This is a genomic window from Haladaptatus salinisoli (assembly GCF_020614375.1).
Classification (GTDB): Archaea; Halobacteriota; Halobacteria; order Halobacteriales; family Haladaptataceae; genus Haladaptatus; species Haladaptatus salinisoli.
On sequence record NZ_CP085327.1, the window covers coordinates 2303425 to 2320202 of the forward strand.

Here is a 16778-nt window from a genome sequence, read left to right on the forward strand (position 1 = left end):
ACGTTCGGGTATGGACATCGAAGCCCGTCGCGAGCGACTGCGCGACCACGCCGACGAACTCGTCTCCGAGTTCGGGTCGCCGCTGTACGCCTTCTTCGAGGACGATCTGCGCGCGAACTACGGGACGCTCCGGCGCGCGCTGGACGACCACTACCCCGACTCCGAGATTCACTTCGCGGTGAAGGCGAACTACAACCTCGGCATCCTCTCGGTGCTCCGGGACGCCGGGTGCAAGGCGGAAGCCTACGCCCGGTGCGAACTGACCGCCACCCGGCGGGCCGGATTCGCCGCGGGGGACGTGCTCCTGACCGGGATGAACCGCGCCCCGGAGGACATCGAACGCGCGCTGGACTGGGGCGTCTCGCACCTGCTCGTGGACAACGCGGCGGAGTTGGAGAAGGTCGTCGTGGCGGCGAACGCGACCGGTACGACCCCCGACGTGCTGATTCGCGGTAATCCCGCGATGGACGTGCCGACCCACCCCGAGGTGGCGACGGCGACCCGCGAGAGCAAGTTCGGCCTCGACATCGAGAGCGGACGAGCGATGGCGGTGGCCCGTCGCGCCGCCGAGTCCGACGCGGTCTCGCTCGCCGGCGTCCAGTTGCACGTCGGAAGCCAGATTCGCGGCGTCGAACCCTACGGCGTCGCGGCCCGCGAGATGCTCGGCTTCGCGGGCGAGGTACGCGACGAACTCGGGGTCGAAATCGAAATCCTCGACCTCGGCGGCGGCTTCCCGGTTCCGTACGACGAGGACGTGCCGGCCACCGAGGAGATCGTCTCGCACATGGCCGAGTCGGTTCGGGCCGCCTGCGCCGACCTCGACCTCGCGGAACCGCGACTGTTCGTCGAACCGGGGCGCAGACTCGTCGGGAACGCCGGCACCTTCCTCGCCACGGTCGGCGTCGTGAAGGAGACGCCGTACGCCGACTTCGCGGTGCTGGACGGGGGAACGAACGCCGTCTCGTCGTACTGGCCCTACCCGGTCTACGCGCTGAAGGACGGTCGGCGAAATCGGGAGTACCACGCCGCCGGGCCGCTCTGTTACTCCGGCGACGTGATAAGCGAGAGCGTCGCGCTCCCCGAACTCGGCCCCGGCGACCTCGTCGCCGTCGACAGGATCGGCGCGTACTCGCTCGGGAGCGCGAGTCACACCAACGCCGAACCGAAACCGCCGGTCGCGCTGGTGCGAAGCGACGGGAGTCACGACCGCCTGCGCGCGCGCGAGACGTGCGAGGACGTGCTCGGGCGCGACCGGATTCCCGACGGACTGTGAGAAAGACCTTTGACGCGGGCACGCCGTGACCGATTCATGAAACCGGCGGACGCGCTCGCCCCCGACCCGGCGGGCGGCACCGACGACGCGGGCGGTTGGTTCGCGGGACTCGTCCCGAACGCGGTCGCGCTCCGGTGTCTCTCGGTCGAACTTCGCGCGCCGAGGGAGGTCGTGGTCGGGGAACCGGCGAGGTTCCTCGTTCGAGTCCGCAACCGCGCGCCGCTCCCCGTGAGCGTTCGCCTGCCGACGAGTCGGCTGTGGGGCTGGGAGGTGGACGGGATCCCGGAGGCGGACGAGCGGGGCTTCGAACCGCCGGCGACGCCGCGTCGAGTGGCGTTCCGCAGGCGCGGTATCCGGCAGTTCGAAGGGCGGTGGGACGGACGGGTTCGCCGCGCCGGGCGCGACGGCGACGTGTGGGAAGCGACGCCGGGAGAGCACACCCTCACCGCCTACCTCGCGACCGGCGACGCGCCGCGGAAACTGAGCGATAGCGTACGAGTCACGGTGACGACCGGTCAACCCTAGTATGAAAGGGCGGCCCTATATGCCACCGCCTTCTTTGCTATTAGGTATCACGAAACGGGCGATTCCCGTGACAATAAAAACATGACTGGCAACAACGATACCTACTTGGACCGGCGACGGTTCCTGACGATGAGCGCGCTCGGCGGAGCCACCGCGCTCGCCGGGTGCGGCGGACAGACGACGAACCCCGACGGGCCGGGCGGTACCGGCACGGCCGACCCCGGAAACACCGACGGCAACGGCGGCGCGAAGGGCGGCACGTTCGTCAACACCACGGCGGAGGACGCGACGACCCTCGACCCCCGGATGAACGAACTCGCGTGGGTCAACGGGATGATGCACTACCTCTTCGACACGCTCCTCGCCGTCAAACCCGACGGGAGCGACATCGTCCCGCACCTCGCCAAGGAGAAGCCGAAAAAGCAGGACGAGACGACGTACACCATCCCCCTCAAGCAGGGCGTGAAGTTCCACAACGGGAACGAGTTGACCGCCGAGGACGTGGCCTACTCGTTCAGTTGGGTGCTCGATCCGAAGAACAAGTCCACGAATCAGGAGAACCTCTCGTTCGTCGAGAGCGTGAAAGCCTCGGGCGATTACGAAGTTACCTTCAACCTGAAACACCCCTACGCGCTGTTCGAGTTGACGCTCGCGGGGATGAACGCGGCCATCGTCCCGAAGAAAGACGCGGAAAAGAAGGGCCAGAAGAAGTTCGCCCAGAAACCGATCGGAAGCGGGCCGTTCCAACTCAAGGAATGGAAATCCGGTTCCCACCTCACGCTCGAACGGTTCGACGACTACTTCCTCAAATCGCCGAACCTGAAGCAGATTAAATACCGGGTCATTCCCAAGGCGGAGGTTCAGTTCGTCGAACTCGCCACCGGGAACGTCCATCAGGCGTCCGTGCCGAAGACGCTGCTCAGCAAGGCGCAGGGTCGGAAGAACCTGCAGATGAAACGCATCTCGCAGTTCGACTACAACGGTCTCATCTTCAACTCGCTCCACGAACCGTTCGGCAACCGAAAGGTGCGCGAGGCGATGCAGTATCTCGTCGACTACGACCAGATGCTGCAGGCGACGAAGGGGAAACTCGGCAAGCGCTCCTACGGGTTCATGCCCCTCGAAGTGAACAAGGCGTGGGACTTCCCGTGGCAGGAGTGGAAGAAGAAGTACTACCCCGACAAAGACCACGAGAAGGCGAAGCAACTGCTCGACGAGGCCGGCTACGGCGACGGCTTCGACGTGAAGATGTCCACGCACTCCTCTGGAAAGTTCAAAAACATGGCCATCATCCTCCAGAACGAGATGGAGAAGGTGGGCATCAACGCCGAGGTGCAGGAAGTTACCATCGGCCAGTGGTTGAACCAACTCGACACCGGGGAGTACGACGTCACCTTCTACGGCTGGTCGGGCGGCCAGGACCCCGACGGGTTCTACTACTACCTGTTCCGCAACCTGCGCAACGACGACAGTCCGCTGCCCGACAACTACGTCGGCAACGCCTCCGCCGGAATGCTCCACGAAGCGTATCCGAACAGCGAGAAACTCAAGAAGGCGGACGAGAACGTCCGGAAGGCGCGAGAACTCCAAAGCAGGGACGAGCGACGGAAACTGTACGTCCAGGCCGCGGAAGCGTTCCAGTCGGAGTTCCCGCACATCCCGGTGTACTCCGAGCAGTCCGCCACCGCGTGGAGCACCAAGGTCGAGGGATACGAGCCCACCGCGTTCGCGGCGCAACCGCTGTGTAACCAGTGGTCGAACGCGTCGCTCAAGAACTGACGTTCGACCCTTCCAGACGAAATTTCAGTACACGAAATCATGAGTATGTACCGTTACACCGCCCGGCGGCTCCTGCAGATAGTGCCGGTCCTGCTGGGCGTTTTCACCCTCACGTTCGTGATGATGCACGCGCTCCCGGGCAACCCGGTGCGGATCTACCTCGGGCTGAATCCGAGTCAGGCGCTCGCGGATCAACTCATCCACCAGTACGGCTTCGACCGACCGCTGTGGCAGCAGTACCTGGACTACCTCGGGCGACTCCTCCACGGGAACCTCGGCGAATCGTTCATGCGAAAGCGACCGGTGAGCGACCTCATGCTGGAGCGACTCGGCCCCACGCTCACGCTGATGGGGCTGTCGTACGTCATCGCGCTTCCCATCTCGCTCCTGCTCGGCGTCTACGCCGCCTCGCGGCACAACGAACTCGGCGACCACGTCTCGCGGTTCTTGGGGCTGGCGGGACTCTCGATGCCGAACTTCTGGCTCGGGCTGATGCTCATCCTCCTGTTCGCCTACCAGTTGGACTGGCTCCCGGCGTCCGGCTACGTGCCGTTCGCGCAGGACCCGGTGGAATCGGCGAAGCGACTCGTCATGCCCGTCGTCACGCTGACGACCGCGCAGACGGCGACGCTGATGCGGATGACGCGCTCCAGCATGATCGAGGAGCTATCGCAGGACTACGTCCAGACGGCTCGCGCCTACGGCCTTCCGGAGCGGCGCATCCTGCTCAAGCACGCCTTCCGCAACGCGCTGTTGCCGCTGGTGACCATCATCGGCCTCCAGCTATCGTTCCTGTTGGACGGGAGCGTCATCGTCGAGCAGATTTTCGCCATTCCGGGCATGGGTCGGCTGTTCTTCGTGGGCATGTTAAAGCGTGACTACGGCGTCATCATGGGGATGACGCTGTCTTTCTCCATGTTGTTCCTCGTGGGCGTCCTGCTGACCGACCTCGCCTACGCCTACATCGACCCGCGGATCAAGTACGACTGATATGAGTACGAACCAACCACTTTCGGAGACGGGAATCGACACCGAGAGCCGACTGATGGGGACGATTCGGGAGCTTCGCTACAGCCCGACGGCCATCGCCGGCGCGCTCATCGTCGGCACGCTCGTCGTGCTGGCGGTGCTCTCGACCATCGACGTCGTGTTGTTCGACAAGGCGCTCATCACCGCCGTCCACGCCGACCCGCACGCGATGAACCCGACCGAGACCTACTCGGCACCCTCGCTGGAACACCCGATGGGAACGGATAATTTCGGTCGGGACGTGCTGGCGAGGGTCATTTACGGCAGTCGGATCGCGCTCGCCGTCGGCGTCATTGCGGTGGGAATCAGCTTCCTCGGCGGCATCGCGTTCGGCGCGACGGCGGCGTACTTCGGCGGCTACGTGGACGACGCCATCATGCGCGCGCTGGAGGTGCTGTACTCGATTCCGGGGCTCATCCTCGCCATGACGATGATGGCAATCATGGGGACGAGCGTCTACAACCTCTTTATCGCCTACGGCATTATCGGCATCCCGGCCTACGCGCGGGTGATGCGCTCGGAAGTGCTCTCCATCCGCGAGGCGGAGTACGTCGAGGCGGCGCGCGCGGCGGGCCTGTCGAACCGCACCATCCTCTTCCGCGAAATCGTGCCGAACGGACTGGCCGCGGTCGTCGTGCAGGCGACGCTCTCGATGGGCGGCGTCATCATCGGCGCGGCGGCGCTGTCGTTCCTCGGCTTCGGGGTCCAACCCCCCACGGCGTCGTGGGGACGGATGCTGAACGGGGCGACGGAAGCCATGATCATCGCGCCGTGGGTCGCTGTCTTCCCCGGCTTGATGATATTCATCACGGTGATGGGGTTCAACATGCTCGGCGACGGCCTGCGGGACGCGATGGACCCGCGGACGACGCTCTGGAAGGCCGACTGGGACGAACTGGGGGACGACCTCCTCCCCTCGGAGGGCGCGTCGCTCGACGACCCCGACCCGGTCGCCGACAGTCCGGCGACGGACGGCGGCGTCGAGCGCGACGGAGGAAACGCGACCGAACGGGGGCAAAACGAATGAGCCTCCTCGAAGTCGAAAACCTGCGGACGTACTTCTACACCCAGGAGGGCATCGTGCAGGCGGTCGACGGCGTGAGCTTCGACGTCGAGCGCGGCGAGACGCTCGGACTGGTCGGCGAGAGCGGGGCCGGAAAGAGCGTGACCGTAAAGAGCCTGCTCGGTCTCATCAACCCGCCCGGCAAGGTGGTCGACGGGACGGTTCGGTTCGACGGGCGCGACCTGACCGCCTGCTCGGAGCGCGAACTGCGACGGGAAGTGCGGGGGAGCGAGATTTCGTTCGTCTTCCAGGATCCGATGTCGGCGCTGAACCCCGTCTTCACGGTGGGGAACCAGATCGCCGAAATCGTGGAGTACCACACCGACCGCACCGAAGCGGAGGCCCGCGACCGAGCAGTCGAACTGCTGGACGACGTGGGCATCCCCGACCCGGAACAGCGCGTCGACCAGTACCCCCACGAGTTCTCCGGCGGGATGCGCCAGCGCGCGCTCATCGCCATGGCGCTGTCGTGCAATCCGAAGCTCATCATCGCGGACGAGCCGACGACCGCGCTCGACGTGACCATCCAAGCACAGATTCTAAATCTGTTCGACGAAATTCAGGAGGAGTACGACACGAGCGTCGTCTACGTCACGCACGACCTCGGCGTCGTCCGCGAGGTGTGCGACCGCGTGGCCGTGATGTACCTCGGCAAGGTGGTCGAGCACGCCCCGTACGACGAACTGTACCGGAATCCGAGACACCCCTACACCCAGTCGCTGCTGCGGTCGGTCGTCAGACCCGACGAGCGCGCGGACGACCTGGACCCCATCGCCGGGACGATGCCGAGCGCCATCGACCCGCCGTCGGGCTGCCGATTCCGAACCCGCTGTCCGGTCGCCATCGACGACTGCGCCCGGGTCGAACCGCCGCGGGTCGACGTCGGCCCGAACCACGACGCCGCGTGCATCCTCCACGAGGACGAGTACGGATACGACGAACCGGCGCTCCACGAACGAGGTCGCCCATGAGCCGAAGCGTACGCCCCCCGAATCAAGCCGACGAACCGCTACTCAGGGTCGAGAACCTGACGAAACACTTCCCGGTCAACACGGGGTTCATCAATTCGATTCGGTGGAACTCCGGCGACGGATTCCCGCTCGAACTGGACGACAGCAGCGTCAGGGCGGTCGACGGCGTGAGCTTCGACCTCTACCCGGGCGAGACGCTCGGCGTCGTCGGCGAATCGGGCTGCGGAAAATCGACGCTCGCCCGGACCCTGCTCGGCCTGACCGACCCGACCGACGGCGCGGTCGAGTTCCGCGGGATGCGGACGACGACGTTCGGCCGCGACGAGAAACGCGAGTTCCGACGGAACGCCCAGATAGTGTTTCAGGACCCGCAGTCGAGCCTCAATCCGCGCCGGAAGGTCGGAAACATCGTCGCCGACCCGCTCGAAGCGGCGGGGTGGAGCGAGGAAGAGCGCAGGGAACGCGTCGTCGAACTGCTGGGGCAGGTCGGCCTGAAAGAGGAACACTACGGACGCTACCCCCACGAGTTCTCGGGCGGCCAGCGCCAGCGCATCAACCTCGCGCGGGCGCTCTCCATCAACCCCGACCTCGTCATCGCCGACGAACCCGTGAGCGGCCTCGACGTGAGCGTGCAGGCCCAGATACTCTCGCTGATGCAGGATTTACAGGACGAGTTCGGCCTGACCTACCTGTTCATCACGCACGACCTCTCCGTCATCAGGAACGTCGCCGACCGCGTCGCGGTGATGTACCTCGGCGATTTCGTCGAGACCGGGCCGGTCGAGCGGCTCTTCACCGAACCGCACCACCCCTACACCCGCGCGCTCCTCGAAGCGGTGCCGAACCCCGACCCGGACGTGGGCGGGGTCGAACCGAAGCTCGCCGGCGACGTGCCGAGTCCGAGCGACCCGCCGTCGGGCTGTAAGTTCCACACGCGCTGTCCGGAACTCATCGTTCCCGACCCGTTCACGCGCGAGGAGTACCGCGAGTACGCGGCGTTCCGAAGCGACGTGCGGGACGAGAACCTGCAGACCGACGTCGAACCCGCGGCGGTTCGCGCCCACTACTTCGGGGGTGACCTCCCGCCCCGGGTCGAGCGCACCGTCGAAGCGGCCGTCTCGCACGCGGCGGACGGCGACTGGGAGGACGCCCTCGCCGCGCTCGCGGAGTACCGGTCGCCATGCGAGGCGGAGGTGCCCGAACTGCGGTCGGTCGCCGACGGACAGCTATCGGCCTGCCACCTCGACGCCGAGGAGCGCGAAGCGTTCACGTGGTGACGATTCCGGACTCCGTCGGCGCGAGCGCGACGGCGCGCGAACTCGGCGGCGTCGAACTCGTCGCCCGCGACCCGGACGTTCCGCATCCGCCGGCGTCGAACGCGAAACTGCTCACCGCCGCGCTCGCGCTCCACCACCTCGGGCCGGACTACCGCTTCGAGACGAGCGTCTCCCGAGCGGGCGATTCCCTCGCGCTCGCCGGCCGGGGAAACCCGTCGCTCTCGCCCGTCGAACTGTCGGCGCTCGCCGAGGGCGTCGGAAACGCCGGAATCGACGCCGCGGCGCGTCTCGTCGCCGACGCGGGCTGGTTCGCCGGACCGTCCCGCGGACCGGGGTGGACGTGGGAGGACGGGAAGTACGGCTACGGCGCGGAGAGCACGGCGCTCGCGCTCGCCGGAAACGCGGTCTCGGTGACGGTGTCCGGCACCGACGTCGAGGTGACCCCAGAGACGGACGCGGTCGAACTCGTCGCCGATTTCGACCGGTCGGCGGACGAGTTGCGGGTGTACCGGGACCCCCGCGACGGGACGATTCGCGTCGAGGGGCGACCGCCCGACCAACCGCGGACCGAAACCGTCCCCGTCGACGACCCGGTTCGCCACTGCCTGCTCGCGTTCCGCGACGCGCTCGCGGACGCGGGCGTGACCGTCTCCGAGAACCCCCGAACCCCGGCGGACGCGGAAACGAGCGCCGCCGGCGAGACGATAGCGACGGTGAGGTCGCCGCCCGTCTCGGAACTCGTCCGGGAGATGAACGTTCCCTCCGATAACTTCCTCGCGGAGCAACTCGCCCGAACCGTCGCCCGCGAGGTGCGCGGCGAGGGGTCGTGGGAGGCGTGGGAGGACGTCGTCGGCGAGTTTCTCGAAGAACGCGGGGCGGGCGGTTTTCGCATCCGCGACGGCTCCGGCCTGTCGCGCTACAACCTGATATCGTCCCGGGGACTGGTCGGGGTGCTCGAATGGGCCGCCGAGCGGCCGTGGTCCGCGACCTTCTTCGACTCGCTCCCCGCGCCCGGCGAGGGAACGCTCGAAAATCGACTGCTCGACGCGGACCGCGAGGTCCGTGCGAAGACGGGAACGCTCACCGGGAGCAGAACCCTCTCGGGAATCGTCCGCCGGGACGGAGAGCGCGACGTGGCGTTTTCGATACTGCTGAGCGGGTTGACCGGAGCGGACGAGGAGAACGCCCGCGAGACGATCGACGAGTTCGTGCGCGAGTTGGCCGACTGACCGCGCGAACCTTTTTACGGGAAGACGGAACTAACGCGGGGCGATGCGCCGTCCGCTCGAACTGCTCGTCTCGGTGCCGTTCGAATCGCCGGAGACTCGCGCCGATAGCGGTGCACATCTCGTGGGCGCGGCGGTTCGGAGCGACGAACGGCGAGCGGACCGCGCGAAACCGAGAATCGCCGACTCCGGTCCGCCGCCTCCCCGTACTACCCGTTTCGCCCGACGCCGCCGCGCAACATCGCCGCCGCCTCGAACGCCGCGACGTAGGAATCGGCTTCGACGCGGGTCGGCGACGCCGGCGACGCGCTCCATATCGGCGGAGACGTTCACAGCTCCGCCTCCAGCGCCCGCTCCACCTTTCGCAGGGTTCGCTCCCACGTCGCCCGCTTCGAGAAGACGTGGTTCTCGTCGGGGTAGTGGTCGGCGTCGAACTCCTTGCCGAGGTCGGTGAGCGTCTCGACGACGAGGTCGAGCTGTTCGAAGTTGACGTACCGGTCGCCGGTCCCGTGGAAGTTGTAGAGCGGAACCTCGTAGGCGTCCATGTGGGTCACGGGCGACGCCTCGGCCCATCGCTCCGGTACCTCCCACGGCTCGCCGCCCATCCGGAGCACCTCCGCGGAGGTGGCTGGCGGGTACTTCGTCTCCTCGGCCCAGTCTCGGTACAGTTCCATATCCGCGAGTCCCGCGAGATTGACGCCGAGCGAGAACGTCTCGGGGTGCGTGCCGAGCACCTGGAGCGTGGCGTAGCCGCCGTAGGAGAGGCCCCAGACGGCGACCGATTCGGCGTCGACGTAGTCGAGGTCTTTCAAGTACTCCCCCGCCAGCGCCACGTCCGCTATCTCGTCTTTCCCGCGAGCGCCCGCGATGGCCTGCCGGAACTCCCGACCGTAGCCGATTCCGCCGCGGTAGTTGACGAACAGCCCGACGTACCCCTTCGCGGCGAGGTACTGGTGGAACGCGTAGAAGAGGCCGTACGACCGCGAGGGGTGCCAACCGTCGCGCATCTGGCGCATCGGCCCGCCGTGAACGCAGACGACGGCGGGGAGGTCGGACGCGGTCGCGTCGACCGTATCGGACTCGCGCGGGTCGAGCAGGTAACCCTCGATGCGGCGTCCTGCGCTCTCGAACTCGATTCGCTCCGGTTCGACGGGCGACGCGGGCCACGATTCGACCGCCGAGCGCGTGAGTCGCCGGGTGTCGCCGTCCGCGTCGACGCGGAGTTCCGGCGAGCGTTCGCGGTCGGCGTGGAGGTACGCCAGCGCGTCGCCGTCGGGCGACGGTCGGGGGTGGACGTTCGTCCCCGACGTCTCCACGAGGGGCGCGACGTCCCCGTCGAGCGTAACCGAGAAGAGTTGGCGCTGGCCGCGGTCGCGGCGGTTCGAGGCGAAGACGAGCGTCTCGTCGTCCACCCACCGCGGCGTCGCGTCGGCGACGCCCTTGTCCTCGAACGCCCCTTCGGTCAGTTGCGTGCGCTCGCCGGTTTCGGCGTCGACGACGTGAACGTGCTCCCAGCCGTCGAGCGGGAGGGCGAGAGCGACGCGGGTACCGTCCGGGGACACCTCGGGCGCGCCCTGCGAGACGACGCCGCGCTCGCGGTCGACCTCTCGCGCGAGGACGCGCTCCTCGCCGGACGCCGGGTCGGCGGCGACGATTCGCCGGACCGTACCGCCCTCCCCCCGCTGGTCGACGACGACGCGACCGTCGGCCAGCCACGCGGGGCTGTGGCTCGCCGTCTCGCCCCGCGTGCGCCACGCCAGTTCGCCGGACTCGACGTCGACGACGCCGACCTGCGTCGCGTCGTCGTCGACGAACCGGTACGCGAGGCGGGCGTCGTCGTCCGACCACGCGAACATCCGTGATTCGCCGAGGAACGGGCCGCGCTCCGGCGCGTCGTACGTCCGTTCGTCGCCGGTCGCCGCGTCGCGGACGACGGGGCGTCCGTCGCGGTAGAACGCGAATCGGGTACCGTCGTTCGACCACGTGTACGCTTCCCGGTCGTCCGGACCGGAGAGGAGCCGTCTGGTCGTCCGCGCTTCGGGGTCGGCGAGCAGCAGGTCGCCCGCGTCGGTGGCGACGAGCAGTTCGGTCGCCGTCGGCGACCACGAGAACTCGGTGACGTGTCCGTCGTCCGGCGCGAGTCGCCACGTCGATTCGGCGTTCGAGTCGGAGACGAACAGCGCGTTGCCGTCGTCCTCGTACATCGCGGCGGCGAGAAAATCGCCGTCCGGCGACCACGACGGCGGACCGGGATACTCCACGTCCAGCACGTCAGAAAGAGTCGGGGTTCGTGACATACCGTCACATTCTGTTACACCCCCAAAGCGGTTCGCAATCCGGCTAGTCGTTCGTCCGGCGACTCTTCGGCGGTCGGTTTCCGCTCAGTAGTTCCGTCCGGCGAGTTTCGTGAGGAAGGCGTCGAGCACCTTCTGTTCGCCCTTCCGGAGGTGTTCGAGGTAGGTCGGCCCGCTGATGCCGAGGTCGGCGGCGATGTCGTTCGCGGCCACGTCGCGGGGCCAGTTGTAGTAGCCCGCCTCGTGTGCCTCGAAGAGACATTCGGTCTGGCGAACCGACAGGGAGTCGTAGATTCTGTCGCTGGTGTCGGCGAACTCGACGTTGTCGTTGGGGTCGACCTCGTGGATGGCCTCCAGTTTCACGTCGTACTCCTCTTCCAGTTCGGTGAACACCGATTCGAGTCGGTCGGAGCGCACGAGCACCGTCCAGTACTCGAATCCCCCGGTGATGTGGACCGGCTCGATGGGCATGAACTCCGAGTTGACGATTTCGGGGACGATGCTGGACGAGCGGTCGTACGTGACGACGACGCGGGCGCGGTTGCCGCCGTCTTTCAGGATGGCGGTGCTCTCGACGACGCGGTGGGCGTCGATGGCCTCGACGAACGACTCGATGTCTCGGTCGCCTTCGGAGACGAGGATGAAATCGCCCTTGACCGTCTCGTCGGTCGGGTACAGCGATTTCTCGATGATGTGCGTCTTCTCGTACTCGTCGGTCACTTCGAGCGTCCAGCAGCCGGGGTGTCGCAGTTTGAGTTCTACCTGCCGGTGTCTCGTCCCTTCCCCTTGGTCTCTGACGTGGATGACGCTCATAGTACGTGATGCGACCGCACACTAAAGAATTTGTATAATATCTGAATTACATTTTCTTCTGCGCTGACCACACAGCCGTCGCGCCGAGCAGGAGCGCCGGGATAAGCGGGAGCACGAGGTACGAGAATTTGAACGGAAGGGCGGGCGGTCGGAGGTAGATGAGCAGCGGCGCGACGACGAACGCGAGCACCATCACGCCGACCAGAATCCACCCGCTCCGTCCGAACTCTCTCTCGTCGCTCATCACAACTCGCTGTCGGGTTTGACGACGACCTTGCCGAAGCCCTCGCGGTTCTCCAGCATCTCGTGGGCCCGCGCCGTCTCGCTCATGGGCAGCACCTCGCGGATGGCCGGTTCGAAGGTGCCGTCCCAGACTAGTTCCATCACGTCGTCCGCCTCGCCGTGGCTCGCCATCGTGGAACCGACGACCGACAGCTGATTCCAGAAGATCCGGTTGATGTCGGTCTCCGGATTTCCGCCCGTCGTCGCCCCGCAGGTGAGTACCCGGCCGCCCTTGGCGAGGCTCTTCAGGGAGTCCCGCCACGTCGCCGCGCCGACGTGGTCGACGACGACGTCGACGCCGCGTTTGCCCGTCAGCTCCCGAACCCGCCGGGCGAAATCTTCGTCGTCGTAGTCGATGACGTGGTCCGCCCCCAGTTCGCGGGCGTGTTCGAGTTTCTCCTCGCTGCTCCCCGTGGCGTACACCGTGGCTCCGGCGTAGTCGGCGATCTGGACGGCGGCGTGGCCGACGCCCCCGGACGCGCCGAGGACGAGGACGTGCTCGCCGGGGGTCACGTCGCCGCGCGTGAGGAGCATCCGCCACGCGGTCTGGAAGACCAGCGGGGCCGCCGCCGCGGTCTCCCACGGGACGTCGTCGGGAACCGGGAGCAGGTTGTCCTCGGGTATCGCCGCGAGTTCGCTGTGGATTCCCCGCGCGTGCTCGCCGATGATGTAGTAGTTCGCGCACATCGAGTGCTGGCCGTGGCGGCAGAACTCGCACTTCCCGCAGTTGACGCCCGCCGAGAGCGCGACGCGGTCGCCGGGTTCGAAGCGCGTCACGTCCTCGCCGACTTCGAGCACCTCGCCCGCCCCGTCGCTGCCGGGGATGTGCGGCATGTCGAGCGAGAGGCCGGGCAGCCCCCTGCGCGTCCACACGTCGAGGTGGTTCAGCGCACCTGCCTTGACGTCGATCAGAACCTCGTCGCGCTCGGGTTCCGGGTCGGGGAACTCCCCGTAGTCGATGACCTCGGTTCCGCCGTGGGATTCGAACTGGACGGCCTGCATACGGGTTCGTTGCGGGGGAGGGAGTAAAACTGTGTTCACCGCGGTTCGCGTGGACTTTTGGGAGCGCGACCCGAAGGTCGACGCATGACCGATCACGCTCGCGACGACGGGGACGAGGACGCTCCCCGTGCGAACGACGACCACCGCTCGCACGACCGCTCCGACGAACACGACCGCCCCGACGACCACCCCGATCACCACGCCCACGACGTCGACGAACTCGGCTTCGGCGTCGTCACCGTCTCCTCCTCGCGCTCGCTGGACGACGACCCCGCGGGCGACGCCATCGGCGAACTGGTCGAGGACGACGGGCACGACATGGTGACGCGGGAACTCGTCTCGGACGACTACGACTCCGTCCAGAAGACCGTGGACAACCTCGTCGGGCGCAAGGACGTGGACGTGGTCGTGACGACGGGCGGCACGGGCGTCACGCCCGACGACGTGACCATCGAGGCGGTGCAACCGCTGCTCGAAAAGGAGCTACCGGGGTTCGGCGAACTGTTCCGCACCCTCTCCTACGACGAAATCGGAACGAAAGTCGTCGGGACGCGCGCGACGGCGGGCGTCGTCGACGGCGTCGTCATCTTCTGTCTCCCGGGAAGCGAAAACGCGGTTCGGCTCGGGACGGGCGACATCCTCCTCCGCGAGGCGAGCCACCTCGTCGGCCTCTGCGGACGCGAGTGAGGGAACGATTCAGAGGCGGAGCGGTTCGGCCGTCTCCCACCGCGACCTGAACTGGCCGTCGACGTTCGTGGCGAACTCGGGGTCTTTGAGGTCGATGAGCGCGAACGCCTCGCCGGGCGAAAGCGGGTTCGCCACCTCGATGCAGACCTCCACGTCGTCGATGAGGTTGAAGGTCCCTTCGAGGTTCGGCGTCGTCCGCACCGAAAACCGCGGGTGGTCGGAGAGCGTCGTGGCGTAGCGGTCGCCGACGCTCGGCGGGAGCGTTCGGACGAGTTCCGGCGACATGAGCACCGCCACTTCCACGCCGCGGTCGAGCGCCGCTTCGAGGTGTTTGCTCACCGTCTCGCCCACGCTGCCGATGTCGAACGTCGGCGACACCCGCCCGGCGACCATGACGATGCGCTCCTCCGCGGCGTCGAGTCGCTCGACCAGCAGTTCGAGCGACTCGTCCGGGCCGACCGCCGCCGTCCAGAACCCTTCTTCGATGGGCGGTTCCGCGGTGTCGAGTTCGGTGCTCAGGTCGTCGACGATGTCCTCGTACTGCTCGGCTTTCGCGTTCAACTCCGCCAACTTATCGTCCAGCAGGCGGTCGAGTGCGGTTCCCGGCTCCACGGCGATGTACTTCTTCGGGCGACTCGCGCTCTGACTTCTGACGAGGTTGTGCGTCTCCAAACTGTTGAGCACGTCGTAAATTCGTCCCATCGGGACCTCGCTCGCTCGCGAGAGGTCCTTGGCCGTCGTCGGTCCGGTGTTCAACAGGGCCCGGTACGCCCGTGCCTCGTATTCGGAGAGACCGAGGTCGCGGAGACTTGCCATGTCTGTTGACATTACGCCCCCCGTATAAAAACGCTACGTGCATTGCTGGTAGTTGCAAAATCGCGTCTTATTTTATCGGGTCATCGAAGTCAGAAGAAATCCGACGCGAGTTCGCTCAGTTCCGCGGGCGTGCTCGCCGGATCGGAGACGGTTCCGTCGGCGACGAGTCGGGCGGTGCCGCGTTCGTACTCGTCCGCGTTCGGAACGACGACCTTCTCGTGGTCCGCGACGCGGAGCGCGGCCCGGTGGAGGTCGGACTCCGGCGGGGCGGCGACGGCGATCCGCAGCGGCGGGCGAACGAGTCGAGACGCGGCGGTGGCGTAGCCGGCGACTTGCACGCCGATTCTGTCCGCCGCCCCCGCGAACGCGCCGACGGCGTCGCGCGCCGCCTCCTCGTAGGACGACGCTCCCGTCAGGATGGAGAGATCGATCAGCGCGTCGGCGAGCGCGGCGTTCCCGTCGATGGGGCGAAGCGGTCGGTCGAGCAGTCCCGGCCCGTCGGTCGGTCCGTCCACGAACGCGCCGTCCTCCCGCTGGAGCGTCTCGACGGCGTGGTCGGCGACGGTTCGGGCGGCGTCGAGGTATCCGTCGCCGAGCACCTGCGCGGCGGTGGCGAAGGCCCGCGTGACGTGGGCGTGGTCGGCGAGCAGGCCGCGTTCGCTCCCCGCTCCGTCGCCGTCGCGGTAGTGGACGACCGCGCCCTCCTCGACGAGCGAGGCGAGAAAGTCCACGGTGCGCTCCCCGTACCGTCGGGCGCGTTCGTCGTCGGTGTAGGCGGCGAACGTGAGCAGGGCGTCCGCGGCGAGCGCGTTCCAGTCCGCGAAGGCGGTCGGGTCGACGGGGGGCGCGTCTTCGCTCTCGCGGTCGCTCGCGTCCCCCTCGTAGTACTCCTCGCCCGGTTGCTGACTCCCGCCGAAGGCGTCGTCCCGCCAGAGCGTCGTCGTCAGGTACTCTATCGTCTTCTCGGCGGGGTCGCGGTAGCGCGCCTCGCCCGTGTACAGGTAGGCGTTCGCGTAGGCGCGGACGAGCGCGGCGTTCGAGTCGAGGGTCTTCTCGTGGTGTATATCGCGCCAGTCGCGGGTGCCGGCGTAGCGGAAGAAACCGCCCTCGTAGTCGTCGAAGAGGTTCGCCGTGATCGGCGACAGGGTGGCGAGCGCGCGCTCTCGGTCGCGTTTGAGCGCGAACTCGATGGTTCGGGGGAGCGGAAACTTCGCGTCGTCGCCCCACCCGCCGTGGGTCGAGTCGAACCGGTCTTCGACCTGTCCGACCAGCAGGCGCTCTATCTCCTCCGTCACCTCGCCGGACGGGGGATTCTGGTCGCGGACGTTTCGCGGGACCTGCGCCGCGTCCTCGCCCTTGTGCGTCCAGAGGTCGCGCACCTGTCCGACGACCTGCCGCATCGTCTCCGGGTCGAGGAACGTCGCGCCGGTCAGGTGTTCGCCCTCGGGCGTGAGGAAGACGGTCGACGGAAAGCCGCCCACGTTGTACCGCTCCCGAACGCGCGGATGGCGGTCGATGTCCACCCGAACCGGGACGAACGAATCGTTGACGTTCGCCGCCAGCGTCGGCACCGAGTAGGTCGTCTCGTCCATCTCGTGACACCACGAACACCACCGCGCCGAGAGCGAGAGCAAGACGGGCTTTCCGGCGCCTCGGGCCTCGGCGAAGGCCTCTTCGCCCCACTCCCGCCACTCGATCTTCGTGCGTTCCGCTGACTCGTCCATGCGCGGGGATTGGCGAC

At 67.3% G+C, this 16778-nt stretch carries 16 protein-coding genes; 9 read left to right on the plus strand and 7 right to left on the minus strand.

Translation table 11 applies throughout. The annotated features are described in order from the left end of the window. Positions 1-10: 10 nt before the first annotated feature. From LIX00_RS12570 to dacB, 8 genes are all read left to right on the plus strand, one after another. A complete protein-coding gene (locus LIX00_RS12570) occupies positions 11-1273 on the plus strand; it encodes a diaminopimelate decarboxylase family protein (protein WP_227353530.1) in 1263 nt (420 codons plus the stop codon). Between the two features lie 36 nt (positions 1274-1309). Next, positions 1310-1798, plus strand: coding sequence for a DUF7974 family protein (locus tag LIX00_RS12575; protein ID WP_227353531.1), 489 nt, complete (start codon positions 1310-1312; stop codon positions 1796-1798). 81 nt (positions 1799-1879) lie between these two features. Further along, a complete protein-coding gene (locus LIX00_RS12580; protein ID WP_227353532.1) occupies positions 1880-3577 on the plus strand; it encodes an ABC transporter substrate-binding protein in 1698 nt (565 codons plus the stop codon). Positions 3578-3616: 39 nt separating this feature from the next. Then, complete coding sequence (locus tag LIX00_RS12585; protein ID WP_227353533.1) at positions 3617-4567, plus strand: ABC transporter permease; 951 nt, start codon at positions 3617-3619, stop codon at positions 4565-4567. 1 nt (position 4568) lies between these two features. Further along, positions 4569-5633 (plus strand): ABC transporter permease, encoded by a 1065-nt coding sequence (locus tag LIX00_RS12590; RefSeq protein ID WP_227353534.1) that lies wholly within the window; start codon positions 4569-4571, stop codon positions 5631-5633. After that, a complete protein-coding gene (locus LIX00_RS12595) occupies positions 5630-6640 on the plus strand; it encodes an ABC transporter ATP-binding protein (protein WP_227353535.1) in 1011 nt (336 codons plus the stop codon). The genes LIX00_RS12590 and LIX00_RS12595 overlap by 4 nt, the downstream gene beginning before the upstream one ends. Further along, a complete protein-coding gene (locus LIX00_RS12600) occupies positions 6637-7917 on the plus strand; it encodes an ABC transporter ATP-binding protein (protein WP_227353536.1) in 1281 nt (426 codons plus the stop codon). Before LIX00_RS12595 ends, LIX00_RS12600 begins: the two co-directional genes overlap by 4 nt. After that, positions 7821-9146, plus strand: a complete 1326-nt coding sequence (gene dacB / locus LIX00_RS12605) for a D-alanyl-D-alanine carboxypeptidase/D-alanyl-D-alanine endopeptidase (protein ID WP_227353537.1) — start codon at positions 7821-7823, stop codon at positions 9144-9146. The genes LIX00_RS12600 and dacB overlap by 97 nt, the downstream gene beginning before the upstream one ends. Before the next feature lie 30 nt (positions 9147-9176). Here dacB and LIX00_RS12610 read toward each other — a convergent pair whose 3' ends face one another. The 5 genes from LIX00_RS12610 to LIX00_RS12630 form a co-directional block, all read right to left on the minus strand. Further along, positions 9177-9476: a hypothetical protein gene (locus tag LIX00_RS12610; RefSeq protein ID WP_227353538.1), complete on the minus strand. Its 300-nt coding sequence runs from the start codon at positions 9474-9476 to the stop codon at positions 9177-9179. Beyond that, positions 9473-11440: a S9 family peptidase gene (locus LIX00_RS12615; protein WP_227353539.1), complete on the minus strand. Its 1968-nt coding sequence runs from the start codon at positions 11438-11440 to the stop codon at positions 9473-9475. The genes LIX00_RS12610 and LIX00_RS12615 overlap by 4 nt, the downstream gene beginning before the upstream one ends. Positions 11441-11524: 84 nt before the next feature. Beyond that, entirely contained in the window at positions 11525-12250 is a 726-nt protein-coding gene (locus LIX00_RS12620; RefSeq protein WP_227353540.1) for a helix-turn-helix domain-containing protein, read from the minus strand. 46 nt (positions 12251-12296) lie between these two features. Beyond that, positions 12297-12494, minus strand: coding sequence for a DUF7977 family protein (locus LIX00_RS12625; protein WP_227353541.1), 198 nt, complete (start codon positions 12492-12494; stop codon positions 12297-12299). Beyond that, the gene (locus tag LIX00_RS12630; protein ID WP_227353542.1) at positions 12494-13534 is read right to left on the minus strand and encodes a zinc-binding dehydrogenase; all 1041 of its coding nucleotides are present in this window, start codon (positions 13532-13534) and stop codon (positions 12494-12496) included. Before LIX00_RS12630 ends, LIX00_RS12625 begins: the two co-directional genes overlap by 1 nt. Before the next feature lie 84 nt (positions 13535-13618). On the opposite strand from LIX00_RS12630, the gene LIX00_RS12635 reads away from it, so the two are divergent. Further along, on the plus strand, positions 13619-14221 hold the full coding sequence (locus tag LIX00_RS12635) for a MogA/MoaB family molybdenum cofactor biosynthesis protein (protein ID WP_227353543.1): 603 nt from the start codon (positions 13619-13621) through the stop codon (positions 14219-14221). Between the two features lie 9 nt (positions 14222-14230). On the opposite strand, the gene LIX00_RS12640 is transcribed toward LIX00_RS12635, so the two are convergent. Both LIX00_RS12640 and LIX00_RS12645 read right to left on the minus strand, forming a co-directional pair. Further along, positions 14231-15037, minus strand: a complete 807-nt coding sequence (locus LIX00_RS12640; RefSeq protein ID WP_227353544.1) for a TrmB family transcriptional regulator — start codon at positions 15035-15037, stop codon at positions 14231-14233. Between the two features lie 89 nt (positions 15038-15126). Further along, positions 15127-16761, minus strand: coding sequence for a DUF255 domain-containing protein (locus tag LIX00_RS12645; protein WP_227353545.1), 1635 nt, complete (start codon positions 16759-16761; stop codon positions 15127-15129). Positions 16762-16778: the final 17 nt, after the last annotated feature.

What these genes read in the sequence shown, in the direction of transcription:
- LIX00_RS12635 (WP_227353543.1), top strand. Translation starts at nt 13,619, where the DNA reads ATGACCGATCACGCTCGCGACGACGGGGACGAGGACGCTCCCCGTGCG.
- LIX00_RS12640 (WP_227353544.1), bottom strand. Translation starts at nt 15,037, where the DNA reads ATGGCAAGTCTCCGCGACCTCGGTCTCTCCGAATACGAGGCACGGGCG.
- LIX00_RS12625 (WP_227353541.1), bottom strand. Translation starts at nt 12,494, where the DNA reads ATGAGCGACGAGAGAGAGTTCGGACGGAGCGGGTGGATTCTGGTCGGC.
- LIX00_RS12590 (WP_227353534.1), top strand. Translation starts at nt 4,569, where the DNA reads ATGAGTACGAACCAACCACTTTCGGAGACGGGAATCGACACCGAGAGC.
- LIX00_RS12585 (WP_227353533.1), top strand. Translation starts at nt 3,617, where the DNA reads ATGAGTATGTACCGTTACACCGCCCGGCGGCTCCTGCAGATAGTGCCG.
- LIX00_RS12620 (WP_227353540.1), bottom strand. Translation starts at nt 12,250, where the DNA reads ATGAGCGTCATCCACGTCAGAGACCAAGGGGAAGGGACGAGACACCGG.
- LIX00_RS12630 (WP_227353542.1), bottom strand. Translation starts at nt 13,534, where the DNA reads ATGCAGGCCGTCCAGTTCGAATCCCACGGCGGAACCGAGGTCATCGAC.
- dacB (WP_227353537.1), top strand. Translation starts at nt 7,821, where the DNA reads ATGCGAGGCGGAGGTGCCCGAACTGCGGTCGGTCGCCGACGGACAGCT.
- LIX00_RS12570 (WP_227353530.1), top strand. Translation starts at nt 11, where the DNA reads ATGGACATCGAAGCCCGTCGCGAGCGACTGCGCGACCACGCCGACGAA.
- LIX00_RS12615 (WP_227353539.1), bottom strand. Translation starts at nt 11,440, where the DNA reads ATGTCACGAACCCCGACTCTTTCTGACGTGCTGGACGTGGAGTATCCC.
- LIX00_RS12580 (WP_227353532.1), top strand. Translation starts at nt 1,880, where the DNA reads ATGACTGGCAACAACGATACCTACTTGGACCGGCGACGGTTCCTGACG.
- LIX00_RS12645 (WP_227353545.1), bottom strand. Translation starts at nt 16,761, where the DNA reads ATGGACGAGTCAGCGGAACGCACGAAGATCGAGTGGCGGGAGTGGGGC.
- LIX00_RS12600 (WP_227353536.1), top strand. Translation starts at nt 6,637, where the DNA reads ATGAGCCGAAGCGTACGCCCCCCGAATCAAGCCGACGAACCGCTACTC.
- LIX00_RS12595 (WP_227353535.1), top strand. Translation starts at nt 5,630, where the DNA reads ATGAGCCTCCTCGAAGTCGAAAACCTGCGGACGTACTTCTACACCCAG.
- LIX00_RS12575 (WP_227353531.1), top strand. Translation starts at nt 1,310, where the DNA reads ATGAAACCGGCGGACGCGCTCGCCCCCGACCCGGCGGGCGGCACCGAC.